Genomic DNA, 24,556 nt, shown 5'->3' on the forward strand with positions numbered 1-24,556 from the left:
GCATGGTGTACGCACAGTCAGTCACGGCTGGGGAGGTACGTCAACAGCGCTGCCAGGAAAGGGATTCGGGCCACCACAAGAGATCAACAGCCTGTCATGCTCGGGCCAAGGCTGGCCGAAAGCAAGCAGTCGAAAGTCGGCGGGAGGGGGCACTGAAAGCGTCGCGGAAAGGCTTCAGGTGATGGCGAGCCGGAACGTCATCCGCCCGAAGCCGATCTGGTCGCCCTCGCGGACGACGGCGGCACCGATGACACGGCGTCCGTTCACGGTCGTGCCGTTGGTCGAGCCGAGGTCCCGCAGGACCCACATGCCGCCCTGCCGGCTGAGTTCGGCGTGCACCCGGGAGACCGTCTCATGGGTCAGGCGCAGCCCGTTCGCCGGGTCGCGGCCGATGCGCAGCGGGTAGCCGCTCGCGGGGTGCGGCAGCAGCAGCTTGGGCAGGCGCTCGGCCTGCCAGGCCCTGCGCAGCCGTACGGTGAAGCCGGAGACGGCCTCCACCGTGCCGAACACCAGGCGCGAGACGCGGCTCTCGGTGGGCAGGTCGGCGGTGAGCGCGGCCAGTTCGTCGGACCGGCGGGCGGCCAGCGCCACCTCCATCCGGCGGATGAACGTGTCGTGCGACAGCCGTCCCATGGCGACGCCGTCACGCAACACCTTCAGCGCCTTGTCGCGCTCCGCGTCGGACAGCCGCGCGGGGTACGTGTTGAACTCGAATGACGACGTCACGTTCGTGATTGTCGGGCAGCGAACTCCGGGTGTCCAGAAAACGAGAAAACGGTCACCACACGTGCGTACCTGACGACACCCGCCACAAAAGGGCGGATCCAAAAGCGGATTGATCTCGTTTGAAGCACCATGGACGGGCTACATCACGGTGAGCAGACGAAGGGGAACCGTCCGTGCAGTTCGAGGTGTGGGCACCGCAGGCAGACCGTGTGACGCTCCATTGCGACGGCGCCACGCGCGCGTTGGAGCGCGATCCGCAGCGGGAGGGTTGGTGGCGGGGCGAGGCGACGGCGCGGGACGGCACGCGCTACGGATACGCGCTGGACGACGGCCCGGTGCTGCCGGACCCGCGCTCGCGCCGGCAGCCGGACGGCCCCGACGGGCTGAGCGCGGTCTTCGACCAGGGGCGCTACGAGTGGCGCGCCGAGTGGGCCGGACGGCCGCTGCCGGGCGCGGTCCTGTACGAGCTGCACGTGGGCACGTACACGCCCGAGGGCACCCTGGACGCGGCTGCCGAGCGGCTTGAGCATCTCGTCGAACTGGGCATCACGCACGTCGAGTTGATGCCGCTGTGCCCCTTCCCCGGCCGGCACGGCTGGGGCTACGAGGGCGTCTCGCTGTGGGCGGTGCACGAGCCGTACGGCGGGCCGGAGGCGCTGAAACGGTTCGTCGACCGGGCGCACGAACTGGGCCTGGGCGTCGTCCTGGACGTCGTACACAACCACCTGGGTCCCTCCGGCAACTATCTGCCCGCGTTCGGGCCGTACTTCACGGACACGCACCACACGCCGTGGGGTTCGGCCGTGAACCTGGACGCGCCGGGCTCCGACGAGGTGCGGCCCTACCTGCTGGGCAGCGCGCTGTCCTGGCTGCGCGACTACCGGCTCGACGGGCTGCGCCTGGACGCGGTGCACGCGCTGGCGGACACGCGCGCGCTGCATTTCCTGGAGGAGCTGTCGAGCGCTGTCGACGCTCTCTCCGCCGACCTGGGCCGGCCGCTGTTCCTGATCGCCGAGACCGACCTCAACGACCCGCGGCTGATCACCCCGCGCGCGGGGGGCGGACTCGGGCTGCACGCGCAGTGGAACGACGACTTCCACCACTCCCTGCACACCGCGCTGACCGGCGAGTCGCAGGGCTACTACGCCGACTTCGCGCGCGCCCCGCTGGCCGCGGTCGCCAAGACGCTCACCGGCGGCTACTTCCACGACAACACCTACTCCAGCTTCCGCGGCCGCCACCACGGGCGCCCGCTGGACCGGGTGCGTGTGGCGGCGCACCGCCTGCTGGGCTACACCCAGACGCACGACCAGGTCGGCAACCGCGCCCAGGGCGACCGCCTCTCCGCCATCCTCTCCCCCGGCCTGCTCGCCTGCGCGGCCACCCTCATGCTGACGGCGCCCTTCACACCGATGCTGTTCATGGGCGAGGAGTGGGCGGCCGGCACGCCCTGGCAGTTCTTCACCGACCACACCGATCCCGAGCTCGCGGATGCCGTACGGCGGGGCAGGCGGCGGGAGTTCGCGCCGCACGGGTGGGCCGAGGAGGACGTGCCCGACCCGCAGGACCCGGCGACCCGCGACCGCTCCTGCCTCGACTGGAGCGAACTCGACGACGAGCCCCACGCGCGCGTACTGGCCTGGTACCGCCGCCTCCTCGCCCTGCGTCAGGAACAGCCCGACCTCACCGACCCCGACCTCGCCGACACCAAGGTCGCGTACGACGAGGGCGAGCGCTGGCTCGCCTTCCGGCGCGGCGACGTCCGCGTCGCCGTGAACCTGGCGAAGGAGCCGGCGGCGATCCCGCTGGGGCCGCGTCAGGCGCGCGTGCTCGCCGCGTGGGAGCCGGTCGAGGCACCGGGGGCGGACGGGGTGCTGAACGTGCCCGGGGAGTCGGCTGTGGTGCTGTTGCAGGGGTAGGCGCCGGGGCCGGGGGAAGGAACCAAGGCCGGGCGACGGGCGCCTCGGAGTTCCTCAGAGTCCCTCGTCCGAGCCGGCCCGTCAGGGCTCCCCGTCCGGGCCGTCCTCCCGCAGTTCCGTGACCCGTTCCAGCAGGATCGCCTCCCAGGCGTGCCGGAGTTGGAGCGCGAGCAGGGGCAGGGGGTCGGTGCCGTGGCCGTTCAGGGCGGCGGCCAGGCGGATCACCGTGTCGCAGCGGGCGAGCCACAGGCCGCGCAGACAGGGACGGGCACCGTAGCCGGCGAGGGTGGCGGCGCGGACGGCGGCGGGTGAGCCGACGGCGACGGCGAGTCCGGCGATGTCCTCGGCGGGGTCGCCGAGAGCCGCGTCGGTCCAGTCGAGGACACCGCGCACCCGGCCGTCGGCGCTCACCACGAGGTGCTCGCCCTTGAGGGCGTGGTGGACGAGGACCGCGCCGCCGTGCTGGGCCGCCGCCAACTGGACGGCGGCCTGCGGCGGCAGCTGGTGCAGCCGTGCCGGGTCGAACTCGTCGGCGGCGCCCAGGCGTTCGGCGTCCTGCACCGCCATCCGTCGCAGCGCCTCCAGGGAGCGCGGCGGGACGCGCGGTACCCCGAACACCTCGGCCTGTCGCGTGGGCACCTCGCGCAGCCCCGTCAGCAGCCCCGCGAGGTCGGCCTCGCCGACGGCGGACACGTCGTGCTCGCGCGCCGTGCCGCCGGGCACCAGGGTGTCGAGCGTGTACGTCAGCCCGGGCGACCACTCGCCGTGCGCCACGCTGGTCGGCACCGCGACCGGCAGGTGCGGGCGTACCAGGTCGCGCAGACGCAGTTCGCGGCGCTGCCGGACGGTGGCCTCGCGGTCGGGGGCGAGGCGCAGCACATGGCGGGAGCCGACCCACCAGGTGGAGTGCTCGCCGCTCTCGGCGACGGGCCGCACCTCGGGGCCCGTGCCGCTGTCGGTGCCGTCCTTGAGCAGGGAACGGACCAGTCGGCGGACGGTGTCCGCGGTGGGTGTCGATGCCTGGGTCATGGTCGCGCCGTTGTCGCTCGGGGGTGTGCTGGGGTTGTCCACGCGGCCGGTCAGTCCACCACGACCAGTTCGCGATCGGTGTTGTTGAGGCGCCGGCCGCCGTCCTCGGTGACCGTGACGATGTCCTCGATGCGCACGCCGAACCGGCCCGGCAGATAGACGCCGGGCTCCACGGAGAAGCACATCCCGGGTACGAGGGACTGCTGTTCGCCCTCGATCATGTACGGCGGCTCGTGCGTGGTGACGCCGATGCCGTGCCCGGTGCGGTGGATGAAGTACTCCCCGTACCCGGCGTCCACGATGACCGCGCGGGCGGCCCGGTCGACCTCCTGACAGGCGACGCCGGGCCGCACCGCCCGGAAGCCCGCCTCCTGGGCCGCGCGCACCAGGTCGTGCACCCGGCGCTCCTCGTCGGTGGGCTCGCCGACGTGGACCGTGCGGGAAGTGTCGGAGCCGTAGCCGTCCTTGAGGCCGCCGAAGTCGAGGACGACCATGTCGCCCTGCTCGATGACCCGCTCGCCGACCTCGTGGTGCGGGTCGGCGCCGTTGGGACCCGAGGCGACGATGGTGAAGTCGACCTGGGAATGGCCGAATCGGCGCAGCAGGCCGGCGAGGTCCGCGCCGACCTCGGACTCCTTCCGGCCGCCGAAGGGAACCTTCCGGATCTCCTCGAACGTTGCGTCCGCAGCCGCGCCCGCGGCTGCCATCAGTTCCAGTTCCGCCGCGTCCTTGACGGCCCGCAGCATCGGCAGGGCCTCGGTGAGGGCCGCGTACGTGGTGCCGGGCAGGGTCCGCTGGAGGCCGAGCAGGTGCATCGCCCAGGCGTTGTCGCTGACGCCGAAGCGGCCGGTGCTGTCGAGCAGCGCGGCGGTGGCGGCGTAGGGGTCCTTGCCGTCGGTCCAGTCGCGCAGGTTCAGCGCGGGCGCGCCCGCGGCCTTCGCGGCGTCCGGGGCCTCCAGGGTGGGGACGACGAGGACGGGGGCCCGGCCCGGGGCGAGGACCAGCAGGGTGAGGCGTTCCGTGATCGCCGTGGGCGCGTAGCCGGTGAGCCACACGAGGTCGGGCCCCGGGGCCACCAGGAGCCCGGCGAGGCCGGCCTCGGCGGCGGACCGGGCGGCGCGCTCCATGCGGGCCCGGTAGTCGTCGGCGGTGAAGGGCGCGGGCGTGCTGCCGGTCATCCGGGCCTCCCGGGACGGGTGAGGGAACCACTGGGGCCTACGGGGAGCATCCTGCCCGGACCCAGGGGGTCGCGCGAGCCGGTTCGCGGGTCTCGCGGGCGCCCGACGGGCATGCCGTCAGCCCTCCAGGGCGAGGCGGACGCCGAGGAGCAGCAGCACACCGCCGGAGACCTGCTCCAGGCGCCGACGCACTCCCGCGCGCGACAGGACGGTCCGCAGTCGGCCCACGAACCACACGTACAGGCCGTAGTAGCCGACCTCGTAGACCGCCCAGAGCGCGGCCAGGCCCACCGTGGTGAGCAGGTGCGGGGCGCCCTGGGGCACGAACTGCGGCAGGAAGGAGAGGGCGAAGACGGCCGCCTTGGGGTTGGCGAGGTTGAGCAGCAGCCCGCGCCGATAGGCCGCCCAGCCACTCTCCCCCGGCGCGTCCCCGGACTCACCGTCCGCCACCCCCTCCGCCGCCCCCTTCGTACGGCTCGCCTGGCGCAGCGCCTGCACGCCGAAGCCGACCAGGACGACCGCGCCGACGATCCGCATCACGTCGTAGGCCATCTGGGAGGCCGCGAGCAGGGCGCTCAGGCCGAACGCGGCGACGACGCCCCAGACGAAGACACCGGTCTCGTTCCCGAGCACGGTGAGGAAGCCGGAGCGTCGGCTGCGCAGGGACTGCTTGATGATCAGCACGGTGCTGGGGCCCGGCGAGGCCGCGATGAGCGTGCAGGCGCCGAGGAAGGCGAGGAGGGTGCTCAGCATGGCGCTCATCGTGGCCCGTGCCGGGGAGCCGGGCCACCGGATTTCCCGGTCGCCCGGACGCGGCGGCTCACCCTCCGCCGCCGGGCGGTCAGGTCACGATGCCGGGTACGGCGGTCAACTGCTGGTAGCCGCCGCTCTGGTGACGAACCGTCAGAGTGACCTCCTGGCCGGGGCGGGCGTGGGCGACGGCTCGGGCGAGATCGGCGGCCGAGTCGATGCGGGTCTTGTCGAGGTTGAGGAGTACGTCGCCGCGCACCAGGCCCGCCGTATAGCCGGGGCCGGGCACGTGGACGCCGACGACTAGGGCGCCGGTCTTCTCGGCGTCCACGGCCTCGACGCCGAGGGTGGCGGCCGGGGTGGCCGATGACGGGGTCGACGACGAGTCCGGCGTCACCGACGAGCCCGGTGTCGCCGTCGATGCCGGGGGCTTGGGGAGCGCGCCGGCCTGGGACCTCGGCGCCTGCCCGGCCGCTTGGCGCTGCATGTCGGCGAGTTTGCTCATGCCGATCACGGTGGCGCCGACGGTGCCGAGGCCGACCCCGGAGAGCACCAGGACCGTGCCGACGAACAGGCCGAACAGCAGGGCCCTGAGCCGGCGCCCGCGCCGACGCGCGGCGTGCGGGCGCCGGGCGGGGTCGGTCGGGGCGCCGCCGCCGGGCTCCTGGCCGGGCATGGGCTTGGGACGCAACGCGGTCTGTGCCATGGATCGCCTCCGTGGTTCGGCCTCCGGGAGGGATCTACCCGGGGCACCGGCGCCCGACGTGCCACGAAAGAGTGAGACTGACATGCGGTCAAAGGCGGGAAGAGGGACCCTTCCGCCGCCCCGACGCACGGCGGCTCGCGCCCGCACCCGGTGTCCGGGCGCCGACGCGAGCCGTGGTGAAACAGGCCTCGGACCTCAGCCGACAGGCACCGACACCCCCGTCGGCATCCCCGTCAAGGCCCCCATCCGCACCGGCGCCGGCGCCTGGTCCGGCAGGAAGGTGTGTGTGCGGCCGGCCAGGTACTCCGCCTTGTATCGGTCCACCTTCTGGTGCCAGTTGAGGATCCCGGCCAGCCAGTTCTGCAGGTCCGCGACATAGCCCTGCATTACCTCGCGCGCCTCCTCGGAGAGGTTGAAGTCGTCGTACATGACCGGCAGTTCGTGCTTTGCGACGTGCTGGAACTGGTCCATGCGCTGGGTCATGAGGTCGTGGACGACGGACAGCGCGGTCGGGTAGTCGATGCCGAAGAAGTTCTGCACGACGAGGATCGCGTTGTGGATCTCGCCCTCGTACTCGATCTCCTTCTGGTACGAGAAGACATCGTTGATCAGGCACGCGTAGTCGAAGGCCGCGTTCTCCAGGGAGCGGACGGGGCCGCTGAGGTAGACCTCGGGCGGGACGGCGGGGCCGTGGCCCATGCGGCACAGGCCCGCGGTGAGGTCGGAGCCGAAGGTGGAGCGGCGCATCTCCAGGTAGTCGACCGGGTCGGGGATGCGGTTCTGGATCTGGTTGGACAGCTCCCACACCCAGCTCTCGGTCATCTTGTTCACCGCGACCTTGAGGGTGCCTCGCTGCTCGGAGGACATCTCCGCCGTGGTGCGCGCCCACAGGTCGATCAGCCCGCGCTCCATGGCGTTCGCCGGGACCGGGACCGCCTCCCCGTCGACGGGCATGCAGTCCGACAGACGCAGGGTGGTCAGCCGGGCGGCGGCCAGGTCGCGGCGGTGGCCGAAGAAGAGCGGGTAGTAGTCGTCGCCGTAGGTCCCCCAGGCGAGCCAGCACGAGCTGAGGTCCAGGGAGTCGGCCGTGGCGTCCGGGTCGAGGCCCGCCGCGCACAGCGGCAGGTCGGCCGCCGCGAGCCGGTCCTCGTCCCACACGCCCTCCTCCAGCATGCCCATGGCGTGCATCCAGGTGGTGAGCCGGGGCCGGGCGGCGTCCAGGTGCGGGTTCAGCTCGACCTCGAAGGGCATGTGGAAGTCGGGCAGCAGGGACGGGCCGACCTTCTGGTACGGCATGTGCGTGTACGCGCGCAGCCGCTCGGCGCCGGCCGACGCGAGCAGTGCGCCGATGTCGGCGGCGGAGGTGCCGGGGCCGGTCGGGCCCTGCCAGGGGGTGGTGGCACGCGCGCGTGCGTTCATGTAGCGGCTGGAGCGCATGTGCCATTCGTGGCCGCCGGACTGCCAGTCCTGCAGTCCCTGCGTGTACTTGGCGACCGCGGCCACCTCGGCCGGGGTGAGACCTTTCTCCAGGGCCACCGCGGGCACCTCGGTGAGCGCCGTGTGCTCGAACTGGTGCAGGCGTGAGGTCAGTACGTCGTTGACGATCTCGGCGGCCTCCTGGGTGGTGCAGCCGAAGAAGGTCTCCAGGACGAGCACGCCGTTGCTCAACTCGCCCTCGTCCTCGACCTCGCGCTGGTAGGAGAACAGGTCGTTACGCAGGTGCACGGCGTCCGAGAACGTCTCCATCAGCACCCGCAGCGGCCTCGCCCCGGCGACTGCGGCGGGGACCTCCGCGCACGCGTACTCCACGAGCCCGGCCGACCAGGGCGCCCCGCCCACCTTGCGGCGCATCTCGATGTACTCGACCGGGTTGGCGATCCGGCCCTCGTTGATGTTGGACAGCTCCCACAGCGACTCGTTGAGGAGGTGCTCGGTGGCGATCGAGAAACGGCGCCGCCACTCCTCGGACATCGCCGGCACCGTACGCATCCACAGGTCGGCGAGGCCGGCCTCGACCGGGTTCTGCGGCTCGGGCATCGGCGTCGAGAGATCCATCGGCATGAACAGCGGGAGCCGGTCCAGGTAGGCCTTGCCGCCGGCGCGGTCCTGGGTGCGCTTGAAGATCTCCAGGAAGTGGTCGTCGAAGAAGAAGACCCACACGTACCAGTCGGTGATCAGGGAGAGGGCGGGGCCGTCGCACTCGGGATGGGTGTAGGCGCACAGCAGGCCGTAGTCGTGCGCGTCGAGGTCGGACTGCTCCCAGACCCCGGATCCCTCCAGCATGCCCATCTCGCGCGCCCACACGGTCGAGTGGGCGCGCGCCTCGTCGACATGCGGGTTGAGCCGCGCGGGATACGGCATGTAGAAGTGCGGGAGTTCAAAGGGCTGCTGCGTCATGGCCGGGCCCTACCCGCGACCCTCCGGGGGCATCCGCGCGGCGACACATGATCACACCATCGCGTGAATCAGGGGCGAAGTCGGGAGCTGTGAGGGCCTCTTGTGACGTTCACCCCCGCGCGGGGCAGTCCGACTCGTCAGTGGCGTCAGTCCATGACGGAGGGACGTCAGTCCTTGGCGAAGTGCGGAAGGATCTCGTCGGCGACCCAGCCGAGCGCCTCCGGCAGCTCTTCGGTGGCGACCGGCAGCCACAGCGAGCAGGCGGCGAGCCCGGCCTCGGCCAGCGCGCCGAGTTCGTCGCGCACGCTCTCGATGCTCGCGTCCGCGCCACCGAGTGGCCGTCCGGGTACCGGAACGGCCGGCGCGAAGCCCGGCGGCACCAGGAAGGCGCCCGTCGTCAGCGCGAGCGTCCCCGGGTCGCGCCCGGTTCCCTCGGCGAGGCCGTCCAACCGCTCCCGTACGGCGGTCAGTCCGGCGGCGTCGAGCCCGGCCCCGTGCCAGGCGTCGCCGTACCGCAGCGCCCTGCGCAGCGCCGCGTCGCTTCCGCCGCCGACCCACACCCGCGGGCCGCCCTCGGTGCGCGGCAGCACCCCGAGCCGCGGCTCGCCCTCACCACGCCACAACTTCCGTACGGTGCCCAGCTGTTCGTCCATCCGGCGGCCCCGGCCGGCGAACGGGACGCTGACGGCCGCGAACTCGGACGCGTCCCAGCCGGTGCCGACGCCCAGGGTGAACCGGCCGCCGGAGAGCCGGTCGAGGGTGGCGGCCTGGTGGGCGAGGACGATCGTGTTGTAGAGCGGCAGGACGAGGATGCTGGTGACAAGGCCGATGCGCTCGGTGGCCCCGGCCACGGCGGCCAGCGTCACCAGCGGGTCCGGGGTCACGCCGGAGTCGCCCGCCAGGGCGTGGCCGCTCGCGAAGACGTGGTCGAAGCCCAACTCCTCGGCCGTGCCGGCGATTGCCAGGACCCCGTCGACCTCCTCGTCCCGCGCGGGCCACAGACAGTGCGGTGCCACTCCGATACGCAGCATGCGGTTCGGTACTCCCTCGTCCGGCGGTGCTGGTTCCTTGACCGACCACGCTAAAGGCTACGTCTGCGCCTGTGCGGACTGTCAGACATAGGCCCGCGCACCACGTCATCTCCGGCCGTATGCACGTTCCCCAGACGAAGTTGACGTGCTGTCAGACGCGTACCTGGAGCAGTGCGTGGGTGCCGCCGGTCCGCCAGCGCTGTCCCTCGGCCGCCACCAGCGCGGTCTCCGTGTCGGCGTCGAGGCCGGTGATGACATCGGACTTGAGGGTGCGCAGGGCGGCGGCCGGGCCGGGGAAGTACGCGGTGACGTCCTGGAAGGGAGTGGTCGGCGGCCAGCGGCGATCGCCCACCAGACGGCGGTAGTTGAGGTCGCCCTTGACCACCGTCAGCTCGGCGGTGGCGAGTTCGGCGCGCAGGTCGTCGGGCATTTCCGAGAAGGGCAGGGGCGCGGCGGCGAAGGGATGGGCGCGGACCGTGAGAGTGCCGTCGGCCGTCGCGGACCACAGGGTGCGGCCGTAACCGGCGGCGGCGCCGCTCGCCCCGGTCAACTTCCGCAGGGCGTCGACGAAGTCGGCGGTCGTGGCGTCGGAGACGTAGTACGGATACGGCTTGAGGTGCAGGACGGCTCGCCGGACGTGACCCTCATCGAGGAGGTGGGCGATGAGCAGGAGGTCGGGGATGAGTTCACGGCCCGCGTTGTCGGCGATCAGGTGCAGCGTGCCCGCGCCGGCGGGCGGGAGCAGCGACCAGAAGGCCTCGCTGTCGTCGGCGACCAGTGCGGGGGCGACCTCCGCGTCGGCCGCGCTCGCGTCGGAGAGGCGGAAGCCGAGGTCGGCGCGGTTGCCCCAGAGGGAGCCGTGAAGCAGGGCCCGCCCGCGCTCGTCGGCCGGTTTGTTCGCGAGGTCGTCGAGGGCGGCGAGTTCCTCGTCCGTCTCCGGGCCGTCCAGCTCGGCCAGTTTGAAGGGGCGGAAGGGGTCGATGCCCTGCCAGGGTCCGGGGGTGAAGTAGCCGACGGCGTCGAGGAGTTGACGGTAGAACCAGCTCTCCGACCACAGCCACGGTACGTCGAACCAGGACCGGCCGGTGTACTCGGGCAGGCCCCAGGCCGTCCAGCGGTCCTGGTCGGGCGCGTCGGTGGGGAGGGGTTCGATGACGCCCTTGGTGCAGTTCGCGAGGAGCGCGTCGAGCGCTCGGTGCTGTGCGGGGCCGTACGGGAAGGCCTCCCGTACCTGCCGGATGATCGCGGGGTGGCGCTCGGCGAGCACGCTGTGCGGGAACGATCCGGGTTCGTCGGCCAGAAGCACGGGCGCGGACGGGGTGGCGGGCATGCGCCTCACCGTATCGCGCGGGTCAGGCGGGGCGGATCTCCCGCTCCAGGCGCGAGGCGAGGCTCAGATAGCGGGCGCGGCGGGTGACCGGGACCAGGCCGCGGATCATGACGTGCCACATCTCGGCGACCCGGCGGGGCTGGCGGGCGACGGGTTCGAGGGAGCGGCCGACCACGCGGGTGCCGACGAACCAGCTGACGAGGGCGTGGGCGACGGCCTCGACGTCGATGTCCGGGTGGACGTCGGACTCCTTGACCGCGCCGTGCAGCTTGCGGGCGGCCAGGTCCCGCCACTCGGTGAACGGGTGCGTGAGGGGCGGCGGCATCGCGACGACCCCGGTGGCGAGCCGGAGTCCGGCGCGCGGGACGGGGTCCTCCACGGACAGGCGCGCGACGCCGAACGTGAAGCGGATCAGGGATTCGAGGGAGGAGTAGCCCCGGCCCTCCAGCTCGCTCGCCACCTCGCGCGAGACCCTGGACTGGAGCTCCATGATGGCGTGCGCGAGATCTTCCTTCGCGGCGAAGTGGAAGTACAGGGCGCCTTTGGTGACTTGGGCGTGTTCGACGATGTCGCTGAGGCTGGTCGATTCATAGCCGTGCCGGTCGAACAGGTCGGCGGCGGCTGCGATGATCGTCGCGCGGGTCTGCTCGGCGCGTAACTGCCTCGGCATCGACTGAACACTCCTGGGACTGGAAAGAACGGGTCATGCCGTTTGTTCTTCACTCCCCGTAGACGATAGCTCACCGTACGACGGCTCCGACCTGCGCACCTTGAGATCGCCGGCCCGACCGGGAGGCTCATCCGACGGGTTTCGACGACACGTGTCACCGTGGTACTCGCGCCGACAAACCGGACGGACAGGTTCCCGTGCCGTTGACCGCCAAGAGTACGAGGCGACCGGTTGGTTTTCAATGCGGCGTGGACTGGCCCGTAACCCTCGCCCCGTTGACCGGTATTACCCGTCTTCACGCCCGGTGTCACACGATGAACGCGCCGCCCCCTTTTCCCGTACTCCTCGGGAGTACCCCGTTCCCGCGCCGGCCGAGGAGACGTTCCGGATGTCCCGGATGACCGCACACCGCACCGCCCTGGCGGCAGTCCTCGTGACCCCGTTCCTGCTGCCCCTGTGGGCGGCCGGTCCAGCGCAGGCGCACGGCGCCCCGACGGATCCGGTCAGCCGGGTGTACGCCTGCTCCCCGGACGGAGGTTCGGCGGGCACCTCGGCCTGCCGGGCGGCGATCGCCGCGAACGGCGCGCCCTTCACGCTGTGGGACAACCTTCGGGTGGCGGACGTCAACGGCCGGGACCGGCAGACGATTCCGGACGGCAAGCTGTGCAGCGGCAATCTGCCCGCCTACAAGGGCCTGGACCTGACCCGCTCCGACTGGCCGTCGACCCAGCTCAAGCCCGGCGCGACGATGACGATGAAGTACGCCTCGACCATCCCGCACACCGGCACCTTCAAGCTCTATCTCACCAAGCCCGGTTACGACCCGGCCAAGCCGCTCACCTGGTCCGAGATCCCGGACCAGCCCTTCGCCGCGGTCACCGACCCGGCCCTGACGAACGGCGCCTACCGCATCACCGCGAAGCCCCCGGCGGACCGCACGGGACACCACGTCCTGTACACGATCTGGCAGAACACCAGCACGTCGGACACCTACTACTCCTGCTCCGACGTGGTGTTCCCGACGGCGAAGTCCGGCGGTACGGGGACGACGGCCTCCTCGTCGAGCGGGGGAAGCGGGCAGAGCATGAGGAAGCCCGCGAGCAAGTCCCCTTCGCCGACGGCCAAGCAGAGCCCCGCGAAGGCGAGTCCCACGCCGGCGACCGCGGATTCGCCGGCCGCGTCGACGCCCGACAGCACTCCGGTCGCCTCCACGCCCACCGCCGACTCGAGCCCGTCCGCGCCCATGATGGCGGGCGGCGCCGCCGCGGTGCTCGTGCTCACCGGCGGCGTCGCCCTGGCGCTGCGGCTGCGCCGACGCTGAAGTCGGCGCCGGCGCAGCACTGTTGACAGATCGTCAGTTGACGTAGACCGGCGCGCCGTTGTCGGTGACCGGGGAGTACTTGGCGGTGAAGTAGCCGGCGCTGAAGCAGAGCGACGAGCCCGACGTCTTGGTGAACGCCTGGTTGGCGAAGGCGATGCTGGTGTCGGTGTTGCTCGTGGTGCCGCTCAGGCTCGGGGCCTGGTAGACGCAGGTGATGCTGCCCAGCAGGGTGGTCAGCTTGACCGTGGTCTGGATGGTGGAGCCGCCGGCCGGGGTGACGGTGAGGGTGCCGTCCGAGGCCACGGTGGTGTTGTACGGCAGGTTGTCGACCGTGATGCTGCTGACGCCGAGCACGCCGAGGACGTTGCTGGTGCAGCTGCTGGAGTCGAAGGTCTGGGCGGTGGCCGTCTCGGTGGCCGTGCCGGGCGCCGCCGGGTTGTCGGTGACGGTGGCGGTGAGCTGCGACGCCGTGCACTTGATGCCGCTGGTGCCGGTCGCGCTGGAGTAGAGCGTGGCGGTGGTGCCGCCGGCGAGCGGTGCGGTCAGCACATCGCCGACGGCGACGGCGGTACCGCCGAGGGAGCCGGTGGTCAGCACGGCGGTGTCGGCCGCCGAGGCGGGCACGACGGCCGCCGGGATCGAGAGGGCGGCGACGGCTCCGACGAGGGTGATGAGGGTGCGAGTGCGCATGCGGGCGTGCCTCTTTCCAGGAGTGGGGCTTGAGGGTTGGGGGGACCGAGGGAACTCCCTCGGGGATTGGGGGGATGGAGGGCGCCGACGGGTGTCCGCCGTGGATGGGGGACACCAAGGGGCGCCCGTCGTCGCCGGCCCGTTACGCCTTCTCCGTACGCAACGGACCGGCGACGACGACCGGCCGGTGTCCCGCCGAAGATCCGTGGGGAGGGCCGTCGGCGGGGCCGGGCGGGGAGGGCGTCCGACACGGACCCAGGGGGAAGTGCCCGTGCTGGACAGGAGGGTTCCGGGAGACGCGGGCAGTGCCGCGTGGCGGGATCCGGCGCCACGGATCCAAGGGAAGCCAGGGGCAGTTCTAGACCTGAGAGTCAGTCAACGTCAATAGCTCGCAAGGGAGTTGACGTTCGTTCAAAAACCCGGCGGGGGACGCATCGTGCCCGTGACGCACAGATGACACATAACCAACACTCTTTTTGCACAACTCCCTTGACCACCAAATGTAACCCCCGGTAACTTCCTCGGCGGCTACTGCGGAGTACGAGTAAGCCCTTGCGCCCACCGGGAGCAGTGAGGAGCGTGCGCCGCAGCCGCTGTCCGCGCCAGGACAACGTGCCGTGATGCCCAACCCGCACTAACTATGCACATGGGAGCAGAAATGGCCTCGTCCGCCGACAACACCCCCGAGAACCCCGAAAGCGGTTCCTCGACCGAACCCGCCAGACGCGGCCGGGTCCGGATGCGCCGCGCCGCCGTGATGGCGGTTCCCGCCGTCGCGGTCACCGCCGGCCTCGCGATCCTCACCGCCGAAGGCGCCCTGGGCGTGCAGTTCTCGATCTCCGGCATGCCCTTCACGGTCACCGCCAAGTCGCTGGACGGCACCGGCTTCGAGCAGTTCGGCGACCTCGACAACATGATCGAGAACAGCCCCAACGCGGGCGACACCGGCGGTCAGGTGCTGATCATCACGTCCGCGATCAAGAACGCGACGCTCGACAGCCTCTGCCAGAGCGTCGACCTCGGCGGCATCAACCTGCTCATCAAGGCGGGTTCGGGCGCGACGAAGGTCACCGCGAGCGACCTCACCACCGACTCGACCGAGCTGTCGGGCGACGCCGCCTTCAACAACATCGAGATCGGCAACGACGCCAGCACGCTGACCAAGGCCGGGGTGAAGGGCAAGAAGGGCGTCTTCAGCCAGCAGGCCGACACCGTGCACATCGCCAACCTGCGGCAGACCAACTACGCGACCACGGCCGGGGTGTTCAAGCTGCCGGGCCTGAAGCTCAGCTTCAGCGACACGGGTTGCTGATGAAGGGCCGTTCGATGCACGACGTGCGGTCCGCCTTCCGCGGTTGGCGGGCCGCCCGCCCGTTCTGGGGCGGGCTGCTGCTCACCCTGGGCGGGGCCGAGATCCTGGTCACCGAGAAGGTCTCGCTGAAGGTCGCCATGCACATCGGCATGCAGGGCCTGACCGGCTATCTGCTGCCCGCCCTGATGGTGCTGTGCGGTCTGCTGACGCTCTTCAGTCCCGCCCAGCGCCTCTTCTACTCGATCGTCGGCGTCCTGGCCGCCCTGGCCAGTTGGGTCACCTCGAACCTGGGCGGCTTCTTCATCGGGCTGCTCCTCGGGTTGATCGGCAGCAGCATGATCTTCGGCTGGCTCCCGGAGCAGGAGCCCCGCGTCAGCCGCCGGCGCCGCAGGAAAGAGGCACGGGCGGCGGAGGCGGTCCAGCTGTAACCCCCTCGGCCGCTCCCCCGACTGCGGGTCCACGTCCGTGGGTCCGCCGGTCGCGCGATCGCGCAGTCCCTCTCCACCGAGGGCCCCTTCGGTGTGCCTGTCCAGCAGGACCGGCCCGTGTCCGGTGAGGCTCAAGTGGTTTGCGGTGTCCGGGAGTTGACGAGGTACCCGAGAGACCCGACCGCCCGACGAGAGGAGCGACCAACGTGCCCGACGACAGTGCCCCGCCGCCCGGCCGCATCGACACCGGGACCGCGCACGCCGCGCGGATCTACGACTACATCCTCGGCGGCAAGGACCACTACCCGCCGGACCGGGAGGCGGCCGACGCGATGTGCCGGGAGTGGCCCGCCCTGCCGATCCACATGCGCGCCAACCGCGACTGGCTGAACCGCGCGGTGCGTTGGCTTGCCCAAGAGGCGGGCGTGCGCCAGTTCCTCGACATCGGCACCGGTCTCCCCACCTCGCCGAACATCCACGAGATCGCCCAGGCGGCGGCCCCGTCCTCCCGGGTCGTCTACGTCGACAACGACCCGCTGGTCCTCGAACTCTCCCGGGACCTGCTCAGCAGCACCCCCGAGGGCCGGACGGCGTACATCGAGGCGGACATGCGCGACCCGGCGGCCGTCCTGGACGCGCCCGCCTTCCGCGACACCCTCGACCTCACCGAGCCGGTCGCCCTGACCGTCGTCGCCATCGTCCACTTCCTCCTCGACGAGCACGACGCCGTCGGCATCGTCCGCCGCCTCATGGAGCCGCTCCCGTCCGGCAGTTACCTGGCGATGTCCATCGGCACGGCCGAGTTCGCGCCCGACGAGGTCGGCCGGGTCGCGCGCGAGTACGCGGCCCGCGACATGCCGATGCGGCTGCGCACCCTGGCCGAGGCGAACGAGTTCTTCACGGGGCTCGAACTCGTCGATCCGGGCGTCGTCCAGGTCCACACTTGGCACCCCGACGGCACGGACTCCGGCAAGATCCGCGACGAGGACATCGCGATGTACGGGGCCGTGGCGCGCAAGCCGTGATGCTCCCGCCAGCCGGAACCACCACGTCCCGCCAGCCGGAATCCACCACGTCCCACTGGCCGGAACATCATCACGATGGGGCGTCGACAACTCACTCCAAGTGGCTGCTCACTTGACTACCGGTGGTCACACACGATTGGCTCCGGCGAGCGAGAGTCACCCGGTCGGCGTACTACGCAGCGAACGCCGCCCGGAAGGCTCCTTCTCGCCGTTCCTCCAGCTCTGCGCACAGCGAGGTGCCGCACCCTCATGAACACTCCCCCACCCCCCGCGTCCCACAGACTCCCCCGCGCCGCCGCCCTTGCGGCCGTGGTCGGGCTGCTCGTGGCCGGCTGCTCCTCCGGCGGCGGGTCGGACTCCGGCACGGACTCCGCCGGCAAGGCGGGCACCGGGCTCAAGATCACTCTGGTCACGCACGGCGGCAAGGGCGACGCCTTCTGGGACCGCGTACGGAAGGGGGCGGAGGCCGCCGCCGCGAAGGACGGCGTCCAACTGACGTACGCCAGCGACCCCGACCCGACGGGCCAGGCCGAACTGGTGCGGGACGCGGTCCGCGACAAGGTCGACGGCATCGCGCTGACCCTCGCCAAGCCGCAGGCCATGACGGGCCCGGTGGCCCAGGCGAAGGCTGCGGGCATCCCCGTGGTCGGCCTCAACTCCGGTATCGACGCCTGGCAGTCCGTGGGGCTGCTGGAGTACTTCGGCCAGGACGAGAGCGTGGCCGGCCGGGCCGTCGGCGACAAGCTGGACGACCTCAAGGCCAAGCACGCCCTGTGCGTCATCCACGAGCGCGGCAACGTGGCCCTGGAGGCGCGCTGCGCGGGCGTGAAGAAGACCTTCGACGGCCAGACCGACATGCTCTACGTCGAGGGCACCGACTTCGACGCGACCGAGGCCATGATCACGGCCAGGCTGCGCCAGGACCCGACGATCGACGAAGTCATCGCCAACGGCGCGCAGTTCGCGCTCACCGCAGTCAAGTCGGTGAAGTCGGCGAGCAGCAGGGCCCATGTCGCGACCTTCGATCTCAACGACGACCTGGTCAAGGCCGTGCAGAGCGGCGACGTACAGTTCGCGGTGGATCAACAACCGTATCTGCAGGGCTATCTGGCGGTGGACGCGCTGTGGCTGTACAAGTCCAACGGCAACGTCAGCGGCGGCGGGGTGTCCCCCGTACTGACCGGCCCGGCGTTCGTGACCAAGACCAACGTGGCCTCGGTGGCGAGGTTCGCGGCAGACGGCACCCGCTGACGGACACTTCCGTTCCGGTTGTCGGCTCCGATTCGGTGACCTGCGCCACGTGCGGTCACTTGTACGGATAGCATCCTGAACACCCCTTGTCCCCTTCCCGTTCCCGCCCCGCTGATCGCCTAGGACGACGATGTCTCCACGGACAGGTGCCCGGCGCCGTCTCGGCTCCATACGTCTCTCCCTGATCCTTCTGGCCCTGGTGCCGAGCGTCACGCTCGCCGCCGTGTGGGGCGTGACGACGACCCAGATGTTCGCCGAGGGGTTGCGGCTGCGCGGACAGACGGACCTGAGCCGCTCCACCGGCGCCATGGGCACCGACGCGACCCTCGCGCTGCAGCGGGAGCGCAGTCTGTCGGCCGTCTGGCTGGCCGGTGCGCCGACGGGCTCCCGGGAGGCGCTCGAAAAGCAGCGCACGGAGACCGACCGGGCGGTCGCCAAGCTGGTCCGCCAGTCCGACGCGATCCAGAGCGCGCCCGCGCGCATCTCGGACCGGCTCTACTCGGTCCTCGGCTCGGTGGGCAGCCTGGAGTACTACCGCGGTCAGGTCGACCGGCCGACGGACATCACCGCGGCGCAGTCCCTCGACCAGTACAGCTCGATCATCGACGACCAGATCCACGCCTTCCAGGAGCTGTCCCAGGTCGACGACGGCGACCTCACCTCGCAGGCCGGCCCGCTGGTCGCGCTGGAGCACGCGGCGGAGCTGGTCTCCCAGGAGGACGCGCAGCTCACCCTGGCCTTCCCGACCGGGCACTTCGACGCCAAGTCCTGGACCGCGTTCACCCGGGTCGTCGACACCCGCCGGTGGCTGGTCTCGGACCAGATCGTCCCCTCGCTGCGCGGCAGCGCGAAGACGGAGACCGAGAAGATCCTGCAGAGCCCCGCGTGGCGGACCCTGCAGAGCATCGAGGACCGGGTGCTCGCGGCCCGGCCCACGGGCGCCGACGGGAAGGTCGCGCTGCCGAACGAGGCGAAGCAGTGGCGGGCCGCGCTGGTGGAGGTCGGCGACGAGTACGGGAAGTTGATCCAGCGCCAGACGACCGGCCTGCTGGACCGCAGCTCCGACAAGGCGGACAGCCTGCTGATCACCGCCGCCTCGCTGAGCCTGGGCGGGCTGGTCGCGCTGCTGCTGTGCGTGGGCATGTCCTGGCGGATCACCCGCTCGCTCTCCCGCCGCCTGCGCGGCCTGCGGGAGGCCACCCTCAGCCTCGCCGAGGAGCGACTGCCGGACGTGGTCGCCCGGTTGGACCGGGGCGAGACCGTCGACGCCGACCTCGCGACCCCGCCGCTGGACTACGGCGACGACGAACTCGGCCAGGTGGCACGGGCGTTCAACAAGGCACAGCGCACAGCGGTGCACACGGCCGTCGAACTCGCCGACACCCGGCGCGGTTTCCAGAAGGTCATCCTGGGCATCGCCCGGCAGAGCCAGAACCTGGTCAACCTGCAGCTCACCAAGTTGGACCTGCTGGAGCGCCGGCACAACGACCCGGACGTCCTCAAGGGCCTGTACGAACTGGACTCCACGGCCAGCCAGTTGCGCCGGTACGAGGAGAACCTGGTCATCATCAGCGGTGAGCAGCCCCGGCGCAGCTGGCGGGAGCCGGTCGCGCTGATCGACATCCTGCGCAGCGCCGTCGGCGAGGTCGCCGAGTACCAGCGGGTGGAGGTGCACACCGAAGAGGACGTGTACCTCGCGCCGCCCGCGGTGGCCGACGTGATCCACCTGCTGGCCGAGCTGATCGACAACGCGACCGTGTACTCGCCCGCACCGGCCCCGGTCGGCGTGCGGGCCGCCCTGGTCGCCAGGGGCCTGGCCATCGAGGTCGAGGACCGCGGTCTCGGCATGTCGGAGGAGGAGTACGGCTCGCTCAACGCCCAGTTGGCGCAGCCGCCGCAGTTCGACGTGGTGGCGCTCGCCGACGACCTGCGGCTGGGCATGTTCGTCATCGCCCGCCTTGCCACCCAGCACGGCATCGCGGTCACCCTGCGCCCCTCGCCGTACGGCGGCACGACGGCGATCGTGCTGCTCCCGCACGACATCGTCGTACAGGAAGCACCGGAGAGTTCGGCTGCGCCCGGGGCGTCCGACCCATCGGGCGTGCCCGCCCCGCGGCAGGCACCCGAGCAGGAGGACGCCCGGGAGGAGAGCCACAGCCATGCCGAGGAGAGCCCCTCGGAGGCCGTACGGGAGCCACGTTCCGCTCCGGCGCGCAGCGCGCCGCCGGCCTCCGCCGCCCGCCCCGAGGGGCTGACGCCGCTCCCCCGCCGGGTCCCGCAGACCAGTCTGGCCGCCGAGCTGCGCGAGGAGGCCGCGCCCGCCGAGGAGGACGTCGACGGCGACGAGTTCACCGCCGATCGCGCCGCGTCCTCGCTCGCCGGTTTCCAGCGCGGCACGCTCCAGGCACGTGACGACGACACCGAGGAGCGGTACGACCGGGAGGAACCGTCCCCACCGCCGGCACCGGATGCCCACGTTCCCGCCAACGGCACCTCTGTCACCTCGACTCCGCCCGCCGCCGACAGCTGACGAAGGACACCGCCATGACACGCCCGATACCCGCCACGCACACTCAACTGGACCAGCTGCTGACCGGTCTTGTGGACCGGGTCGCCGAGGTGAACCACGCCGTCGTCCTGTCCGAGGACGGGCTGGTGGTCAGCAAGTCGACCGGGTTCCTGCGGGACGACGCCGAACGGCTGGCGGCGACCGCGTCGGGTCTGATGAGCCTGAGCAAGGGCGTCTCCATGGACTTCCGCGGCGGCCCGGTGCGGCAGGCGCTGATCGAGATGGCGCACAGCTATCTGATCCTGACCACGGCCGGGCCTGGCGCCCACCTGGTCGTGCTCACCACCCAGGGCGCGGACGTCGGTGTGGTGGCGTACCAGATGAACATGCTGGTGAAGAAGATCGGCGAGCACCTGAGCGCGGCACCGCGGGCGGGCATCGGGCCTACCGCCGACTCCGGCGCGTGAGGTGAGCGGAGGCGACACGGCGGGCCGGCTGGTACGGCCGTTCACGCTGACCGGCGGGCGGACCTCGCCCAGCCGCGCCGACTTCACCCTCATCACGACCGTGACCGCGGTGGACCCGCCGCCGACCTGGGCCACCCGGTCACAGCCCGAGCACCAGCGCATCCTGCGCCGGTGCGCCCAGCCGATCGCCGTCGCGGAGCTCGCGGCCCTGCTCGACCTGCCGGTGAGCGTGGTCGTCATCATGCTCTGCGACCTGCTGGAGGAGGGCTGGATCACCGCCCGCCCGCCGCACCCCGTCTCCCGCACCCCGGACATGGACCTGCTGCAGAAAGTGAGGGACGGCCTTGGCCGGCTCTGACGTCACCACCCGGACGGCACCCGACACGGTCAAGATCCTGATCGCCGGGGGGTTCGGCGTCGGCAAGACCACCATGGTCGGCGCGGTCAGCGAGATCGTCCCGCTGCGCACCGAGGAGCCGCTGACCTCGGCGGGCATGCACGTCGACGACCTCGACGGCATCGAGGAGAAGACGGCCACCACCGTGGCCCTGGACTTCGGCCGCATCACCATCAGCCAGGAACTGGTCCTGTACCTGTTCGGCACCCCGGGCCAGCAGCGCTTCTGGTTCATGTGGAACGACCTGGCCATCGGCGCCCTCGGCGCGGTCGTCCTGATCGACGTCCGCCGCCCCGAGTCCAGCTTCGCCGCCATCGACTTCTTCGAACGCCGGGGCATTCCCTTCGTCGTCGGCGTCAACGGCTTCCACGGCAGCCACCCCTACCCGGCCGAGGAGATCCGCGACTCCCTGGCCCTGCCGGACCATGTGAAGGTCCTGCTGTGCGACGCGCGTGAACGCGGTTCCTGCCGGGACGTGTTGATCGCGCTGATCGACCAGTTGATCGCCACCGCGTCGGGGTCCGACGGGAACGGCAGGCTCACTCGTCAGGGCCCGTGAGGGGCTGGTCGGACGGGGCGACGAGCCGTGCCGTGAGGTCGGGCTCGGCCATCTCCGGGTCGAACGGGAACATCGGGCGGCGGATGCGGTGGTGGCCCAGGCGGGTCAGGTCCTGGTCGACGCCGCCCGGGGTGAGGGCCATCTTCCAGTCGGCGGCCATCGCGAACAGCTCGGGCTCCAGGTAGCCGATCTTGACGACGACGAGATCCGCCTGACGGGGGCTCAGATCCAGGTCGGTGAAGTCGTGTTCGTGGTGGTACGGCTTACGCAGCCGGGTCAGGATCACATGCACGCTGCCGACCTTCAGGACGACCTCCGTCCCGGCGTCCCGGTCGCCGTGCCGGATCGCGTGCACCACACCGGTGAGGGTGAGGGGTCCGGCGTGGCGGTCGTCGACCTCCGCACCCGCGGTGACGGTGACGGTCGCCCCGAGGCCGGCCCGCTCGGCCGCGTCGACGGCGGCGGGGCCCGGCAGGGAGGCGTAGATCGCCACCGGGCCGGTGCCGTCCTTGAACTCCGGGCGGGACAGCAGGTGTTGGAGACCCCAGGCCACGTCTCCCGCGCCGCCCGCGGTCGGGTTGTCGCCCGTGTCACTGACGAAGTAGGGGCGGGCGGCAGAGGCGAGGGCCGCGTCCAGACACTCGTCCAGGGTGCCGGTGGGGGCGACGAACGCGAAGTCGTGCCGTGCCTCCCAGAAGCCGCGGGCCAGGCGTTCGGCGCCCGCCGCGACGGCCGCCTCGGCCGGCCCGGTGACCACGACCGCGGCCCGGTTGCGCGGCTCGTCGGCCCAGGCGTAGCCGACCCAGATCGCCGCGTCCGTCACGCCGTCGGCCGCCTCCACCTCCTCGACCGCCGCGTACACGCTCTTCGCGGGCTCGATCCGGGTCGAGGTCTGCTCACCGGCCAGCAACACCGGTACCGGCACCCAGGCCTTGACCGGTCGGGGCCCGCCGCTGGCCAGGAGGTCCACGAGGTTGCGGGCGGCGCGTTCCTTGGTGTCCATGGCGTCCTCGTGCGGGGCCATGCGATAGCAGGTGATCAGGTCGCTGCCGTGGACGAGTTCGCGGGAGACGTTGCCGTGCAGGTCCATGGAGGTGGAGACGATGACGTCCGGGCCGATCAACTCCCTTATGCGAGCGAGGAGTTCGGCCTCGGCGTCGTCCACGCCCTCGACGGTCATCGCGCCGTGGGTGTCGTACCAGAGGCCGTCGATCGGCCCCAACTCCCGCAACCGGTCCAGGAGTTCGGCGGTGAGGTCGGCGTACGCGGACGCCGTCACCGTGCCGCCGGGAAGTGCCTTGCCGACCAGGGCGCCGCGCCACTCGGCGGCGGTGCGCAGCGGGGTGCCCGGGTCCAGGAAGGGGTAGCGGGCGAGGACGTCCTGGCCGCGCTGCGGGTGGAAGGCGGGGGCCTCGGTGCGGGCGGGCGAGAAGGTCGACGACTCGATGCCGAGTCCGGCGATCGCGATCACGGGGCGGGGGACGGAGCTGCGGGGCTGCGACATGGCTTCTCCGGGCTGCGTGATGGGCTGCGTGCGGTCAAGGTTGGTGGTGGCCGGTGACCCTCTGTAGGGCCTGCGCCAGGGCGCGTTGGAGCGCGAACTGGCCCGCGCCGACCAGGCCGGCGTCCGCGCCGAGGCTGGCCCGCTCGATCACCAGGTGCTCGGTCACCAACGGATGACAGCCCTCGTAGAGCTGGCTTCGGACGGCGGCGACGAACGGCTCCAGGGTGGAGAGGATGCCGCCGAGGTACACGGCGTCGGGGTTGAAGAAGTTGACGTTGGCGGCGAGCACCTGGCCGAGGTAGCGGCCGGCCTGGCGGACCGCGCGGGTCGCCTCGGGGTCGGCGTCGGAGGCGAGGCGTACGACGTCCTCGGTGGAGGTGACCGGCAGGCCCCGCTCGCGCAGGATGCGGACCAGCGCCGCACCCGAGGCGACCGTCTCCAGGCAGCCCGTGTTCCCGCAGGAGCAGGGGATGTCGTGGGCGGCCTCGACCCGGACGTGGGTGATCTCGCCTGCGGCGCCCGTGCCGCCCCGGTAGAGGCGGCCGTCGGCGATGACGCCGGCGCCGATCGCGGTGCCGGTCTTGACCATGATCGACTGGCGGCGCCCGACGGGCTGGACGGTGTGCTCGCCCACGGCCATGCAGTTGGCGTCGTTCTCGATGGCCGCGGGCACGCCGAAGCGGTCGTCCAGCCAGGCGCGGACGGGGAAGCGGTTCCAGCCCGGCATCCGGGACGGGAGGGTGACGACACCCTGCTCGACGTCGACCGGGCCCGGCAGGGAGAGGCCGACGCCCCGCAGCAGCGACCGGCCGTGCTTGTCGGCGAGCGCCTCCAGCGTCTCGGCGAGGCCCGGCAGCGCCGCCTCCGGCCCGTCCGCCGTCGGGAACGGCACGGTGGAGACGTCGGTGAGCCCGCCGCCCGGCAGCACCACACCCACGTGCGCGTGCCGGCCCCCGAGTTCGGCCGCCACCGCGAACCCGTCACTGCCGCCGAGCCGCAGCACCTTGCGGGGCCGTCCGCCGGCGGAGGCCACCGTGCCCTCCTCGGCGACCAGCCCGTGGTCGAGCAGCTGGCCCACCGTGAACGAGATCGTCGAGGGTGCGGCACCGAGCAGACCGGCCAGTTCCGTGCGGGTAGCCGCCTGTCCGGAGGCGAGGAGTTCCAGGACGCGCTCGGCCAGTGAGGAGAAGCCCGCTGCGTGGCGCCGGGGCGGATGGCTTTTTTCGACCATGGGCGAAGTAACTTCCGATCTCGACGGCCGGGGCGTCGAGAGTAAGCCTCACGGGCACCCTCAAGGGTTTTTTCAGAACAGCAGTAACAGGCTTTTTACAGCGGCACGCCTGTTTCTTCGCCACCA

Annotated in this window: 22 protein-coding genes; 10 read left to right on the forward strand and 12 right to left on the reverse strand. The window is 71.6% G+C overall.

From position 1 onward, the window contains the following. Window positions 1-174: 174 nt before the first annotated feature. Entirely contained in the window at window positions 175-726 is a 552-nt protein-coding gene (locus M2283_RS04515) for a DUF1707 and FHA domain-containing protein (protein WP_280874630.1), read from the reverse strand. 173 nt (window positions 727-899) lie between these two features. On the opposite strand from M2283_RS04515, the gene treZ reads away from it, so the two are divergent. After that, window positions 900-2,645: a malto-oligosyltrehalose trehalohydrolase gene (gene treZ, locus M2283_RS04520; protein WP_280874631.1), complete on the forward strand. Its 1,746-nt coding sequence runs from the start codon at window positions 900-902 to the stop codon at window positions 2,643-2,645. An 81-nt stretch (window positions 2,646-2,726) separates the two neighbouring features. On the opposite strand, the gene M2283_RS04525 is transcribed toward treZ, so the two are convergent. The 8 genes from M2283_RS04525 to M2283_RS04560 all read right to left on the reverse strand — a co-directional run bounded on the left by M2283_RS04525 (window position 2,727) and on the right by M2283_RS04560 (window position 11,736). After that, a complete protein-coding gene (locus M2283_RS04525) occupies window positions 2,727-3,674 on the reverse strand; it encodes an aminoglycoside phosphotransferase family protein (protein WP_280874721.1) in 948 nt (315 codons plus the stop codon). A gap of 50 nt (window positions 3,675-3,724) precedes the next feature. Then, window positions 3,725-4,852: an aminopeptidase P family protein gene (locus M2283_RS04530; protein ID WP_280874632.1), complete on the reverse strand. Its 1,128-nt coding sequence runs from the start codon at window positions 4,850-4,852 to the stop codon at window positions 3,725-3,727. A gap of 117 nt (window positions 4,853-4,969) precedes the next feature. Beyond that, a complete protein-coding gene (locus M2283_RS04535; protein WP_280874633.1) occupies window positions 4,970-5,605 on the reverse strand; it encodes a LysE family translocator in 636 nt (211 codons plus the stop codon). 88 nt (window positions 5,606-5,693) lie between these two features. Further along, on the reverse strand, window positions 5,694-6,308 hold the full coding sequence (locus tag M2283_RS04540) for a PDZ domain-containing protein (RefSeq protein ID WP_280874634.1): 615 nt from the start codon (window positions 6,306-6,308) through the stop codon (window positions 5,694-5,696). 195 nt (window positions 6,309-6,503) lie between these two features. After that, window positions 6,504-8,705 (reverse strand): germacradienol/geosmin synthase Cyc2, encoded by a 2,202-nt coding sequence (cyc2, locus tag M2283_RS04545; RefSeq protein ID WP_280874635.1) that lies wholly within the window; start codon window positions 8,703-8,705, stop codon window positions 6,504-6,506. Window positions 8,706-8,872: 167 nt separating this feature from the next. Beyond that, complete coding sequence (locus M2283_RS04550) at window positions 8,873-9,736, reverse strand: LLM class flavin-dependent oxidoreductase (protein ID WP_280874636.1); 864 nt, start codon at window positions 9,734-9,736, stop codon at window positions 8,873-8,875. Window positions 9,737-9,887: 151 nt separating this feature from the next. Further along, window positions 9,888-11,066 (reverse strand): damage-control phosphatase ARMT1 family protein, encoded by a 1,179-nt coding sequence (locus M2283_RS04555; protein WP_280874638.1) that lies wholly within the window; start codon window positions 11,064-11,066, stop codon window positions 9,888-9,890. Window positions 11,067-11,088: 22 nt separating this feature from the next. After that, window positions 11,089-11,736, reverse strand: coding sequence for a ScbR family autoregulator-binding transcription factor (locus M2283_RS04560; RefSeq protein ID WP_280874639.1), 648 nt, complete (start codon window positions 11,734-11,736; stop codon window positions 11,089-11,091). A 388-nt stretch (window positions 11,737-12,124) separates the two neighbouring features. Here M2283_RS04560 and M2283_RS04565 point away from each other — a divergent pair, with 388 nt between their 5' ends. Beyond that, a complete protein-coding gene (locus M2283_RS04565; protein WP_280874640.1) occupies window positions 12,125-13,057 on the forward strand; it encodes a lytic polysaccharide monooxygenase auxiliary activity family 9 protein in 933 nt (310 codons plus the stop codon). A gap of 33 nt (window positions 13,058-13,090) precedes the next feature. Here the strand turns inward: M2283_RS04565 and M2283_RS04570 are convergent, their stop codons facing one another. Continuing rightward, the gene (locus tag M2283_RS04570; protein ID WP_280874641.1) at window positions 13,091-13,747 is read right to left on the reverse strand and encodes a Tat pathway signal sequence domain protein; all 657 of its coding nucleotides are present in this window, start codon (window positions 13,745-13,747) and stop codon (window positions 13,091-13,093) included. 658 nt (window positions 13,748-14,405) lie between these two features. Here M2283_RS04570 and M2283_RS04575 point away from each other — a divergent pair. The 8 genes from M2283_RS04575 to M2283_RS04610 all read left to right on the forward strand — a co-directional run bounded on the left by M2283_RS04575 (window position 14,406) and on the right by M2283_RS04610 (window position 21,695). Beyond that, window positions 14,406-15,059 (forward strand): DUF6230 family protein, encoded by a 654-nt coding sequence (locus M2283_RS04575; protein ID WP_432423027.1) that lies wholly within the window; start codon window positions 14,406-14,408, stop codon window positions 15,057-15,059. Window positions 15,060-15,073: 14 nt separating this feature from the next. After that, on the forward strand, window positions 15,074-15,487 hold the full coding sequence (locus M2283_RS04580; protein ID WP_280874643.1) for a DUF6114 domain-containing protein: 414 nt from the start codon (window positions 15,074-15,076) through the stop codon (window positions 15,485-15,487). A gap of 206 nt (window positions 15,488-15,693) precedes the next feature. Continuing rightward, window positions 15,694-16,512 (forward strand): SAM-dependent methyltransferase, encoded by an 819-nt coding sequence (locus tag M2283_RS04585; RefSeq protein ID WP_280874644.1) that lies wholly within the window; start codon window positions 15,694-15,696, stop codon window positions 16,510-16,512. A gap of 249 nt (window positions 16,513-16,761) precedes the next feature. Continuing rightward, complete coding sequence (locus M2283_RS04590; protein WP_280874645.1) at window positions 16,762-17,763, forward strand: substrate-binding domain-containing protein; 1,002 nt, start codon at window positions 16,762-16,764, stop codon at window positions 17,761-17,763. Between the two features lie 130 nt (window positions 17,764-17,893). Continuing rightward, entirely contained in the window at window positions 17,894-20,293 is a 2,400-nt protein-coding gene (locus tag M2283_RS04595) for a sensor histidine kinase (protein ID WP_280874646.1), read from the forward strand. Window positions 20,294-20,307: 14 nt separating this feature from the next. After that, on the forward strand, window positions 20,308-20,739 hold the full coding sequence (locus M2283_RS04600; protein ID WP_280874648.1) for a roadblock/LC7 domain-containing protein: 432 nt from the start codon (window positions 20,308-20,310) through the stop codon (window positions 20,737-20,739). Window position 20,740: 1 nt separating this feature from the next. Beyond that, on the forward strand, window positions 20,741-21,097 hold the full coding sequence (locus tag M2283_RS04605) for a DUF742 domain-containing protein (RefSeq protein WP_280874649.1): 357 nt from the start codon (window positions 20,741-20,743) through the stop codon (window positions 21,095-21,097). Continuing rightward, complete coding sequence (locus tag M2283_RS04610) at window positions 21,084-21,695, forward strand: GTP-binding protein (RefSeq protein WP_280874650.1); 612 nt, start codon at window positions 21,084-21,086, stop codon at window positions 21,693-21,695. Before M2283_RS04605 ends, M2283_RS04610 begins: the two co-directional genes overlap by 14 nt. Here M2283_RS04610 and M2283_RS04615 read toward each other — a convergent pair. Further along, a complete protein-coding gene (locus M2283_RS04615; protein ID WP_280874651.1) occupies window positions 21,676-23,199 on the reverse strand; it encodes a M81 family metallopeptidase in 1,524 nt (507 codons plus the stop codon). The two genes, M2283_RS04610 and M2283_RS04615, sit on opposite strands and share 20 nt — an antisense overlap. Before the next feature lie 34 nt (window positions 23,200-23,233). After that, window positions 23,234-24,430, reverse strand: coding sequence for an ROK family transcriptional regulator (locus M2283_RS04620; protein WP_280874652.1), 1,197 nt, complete (start codon window positions 24,428-24,430; stop codon window positions 23,234-23,236). Window positions 24,431-24,556: the final 126 nt, after the last annotated feature.

This window comes from Streptomyces pseudovenezuelae, assembly GCF_029892565.1.
GTDB lineage: Bacteria > Actinomycetota > Actinomycetes > Streptomycetales > Streptomycetaceae > Streptomyces > Streptomyces pseudovenezuelae_A.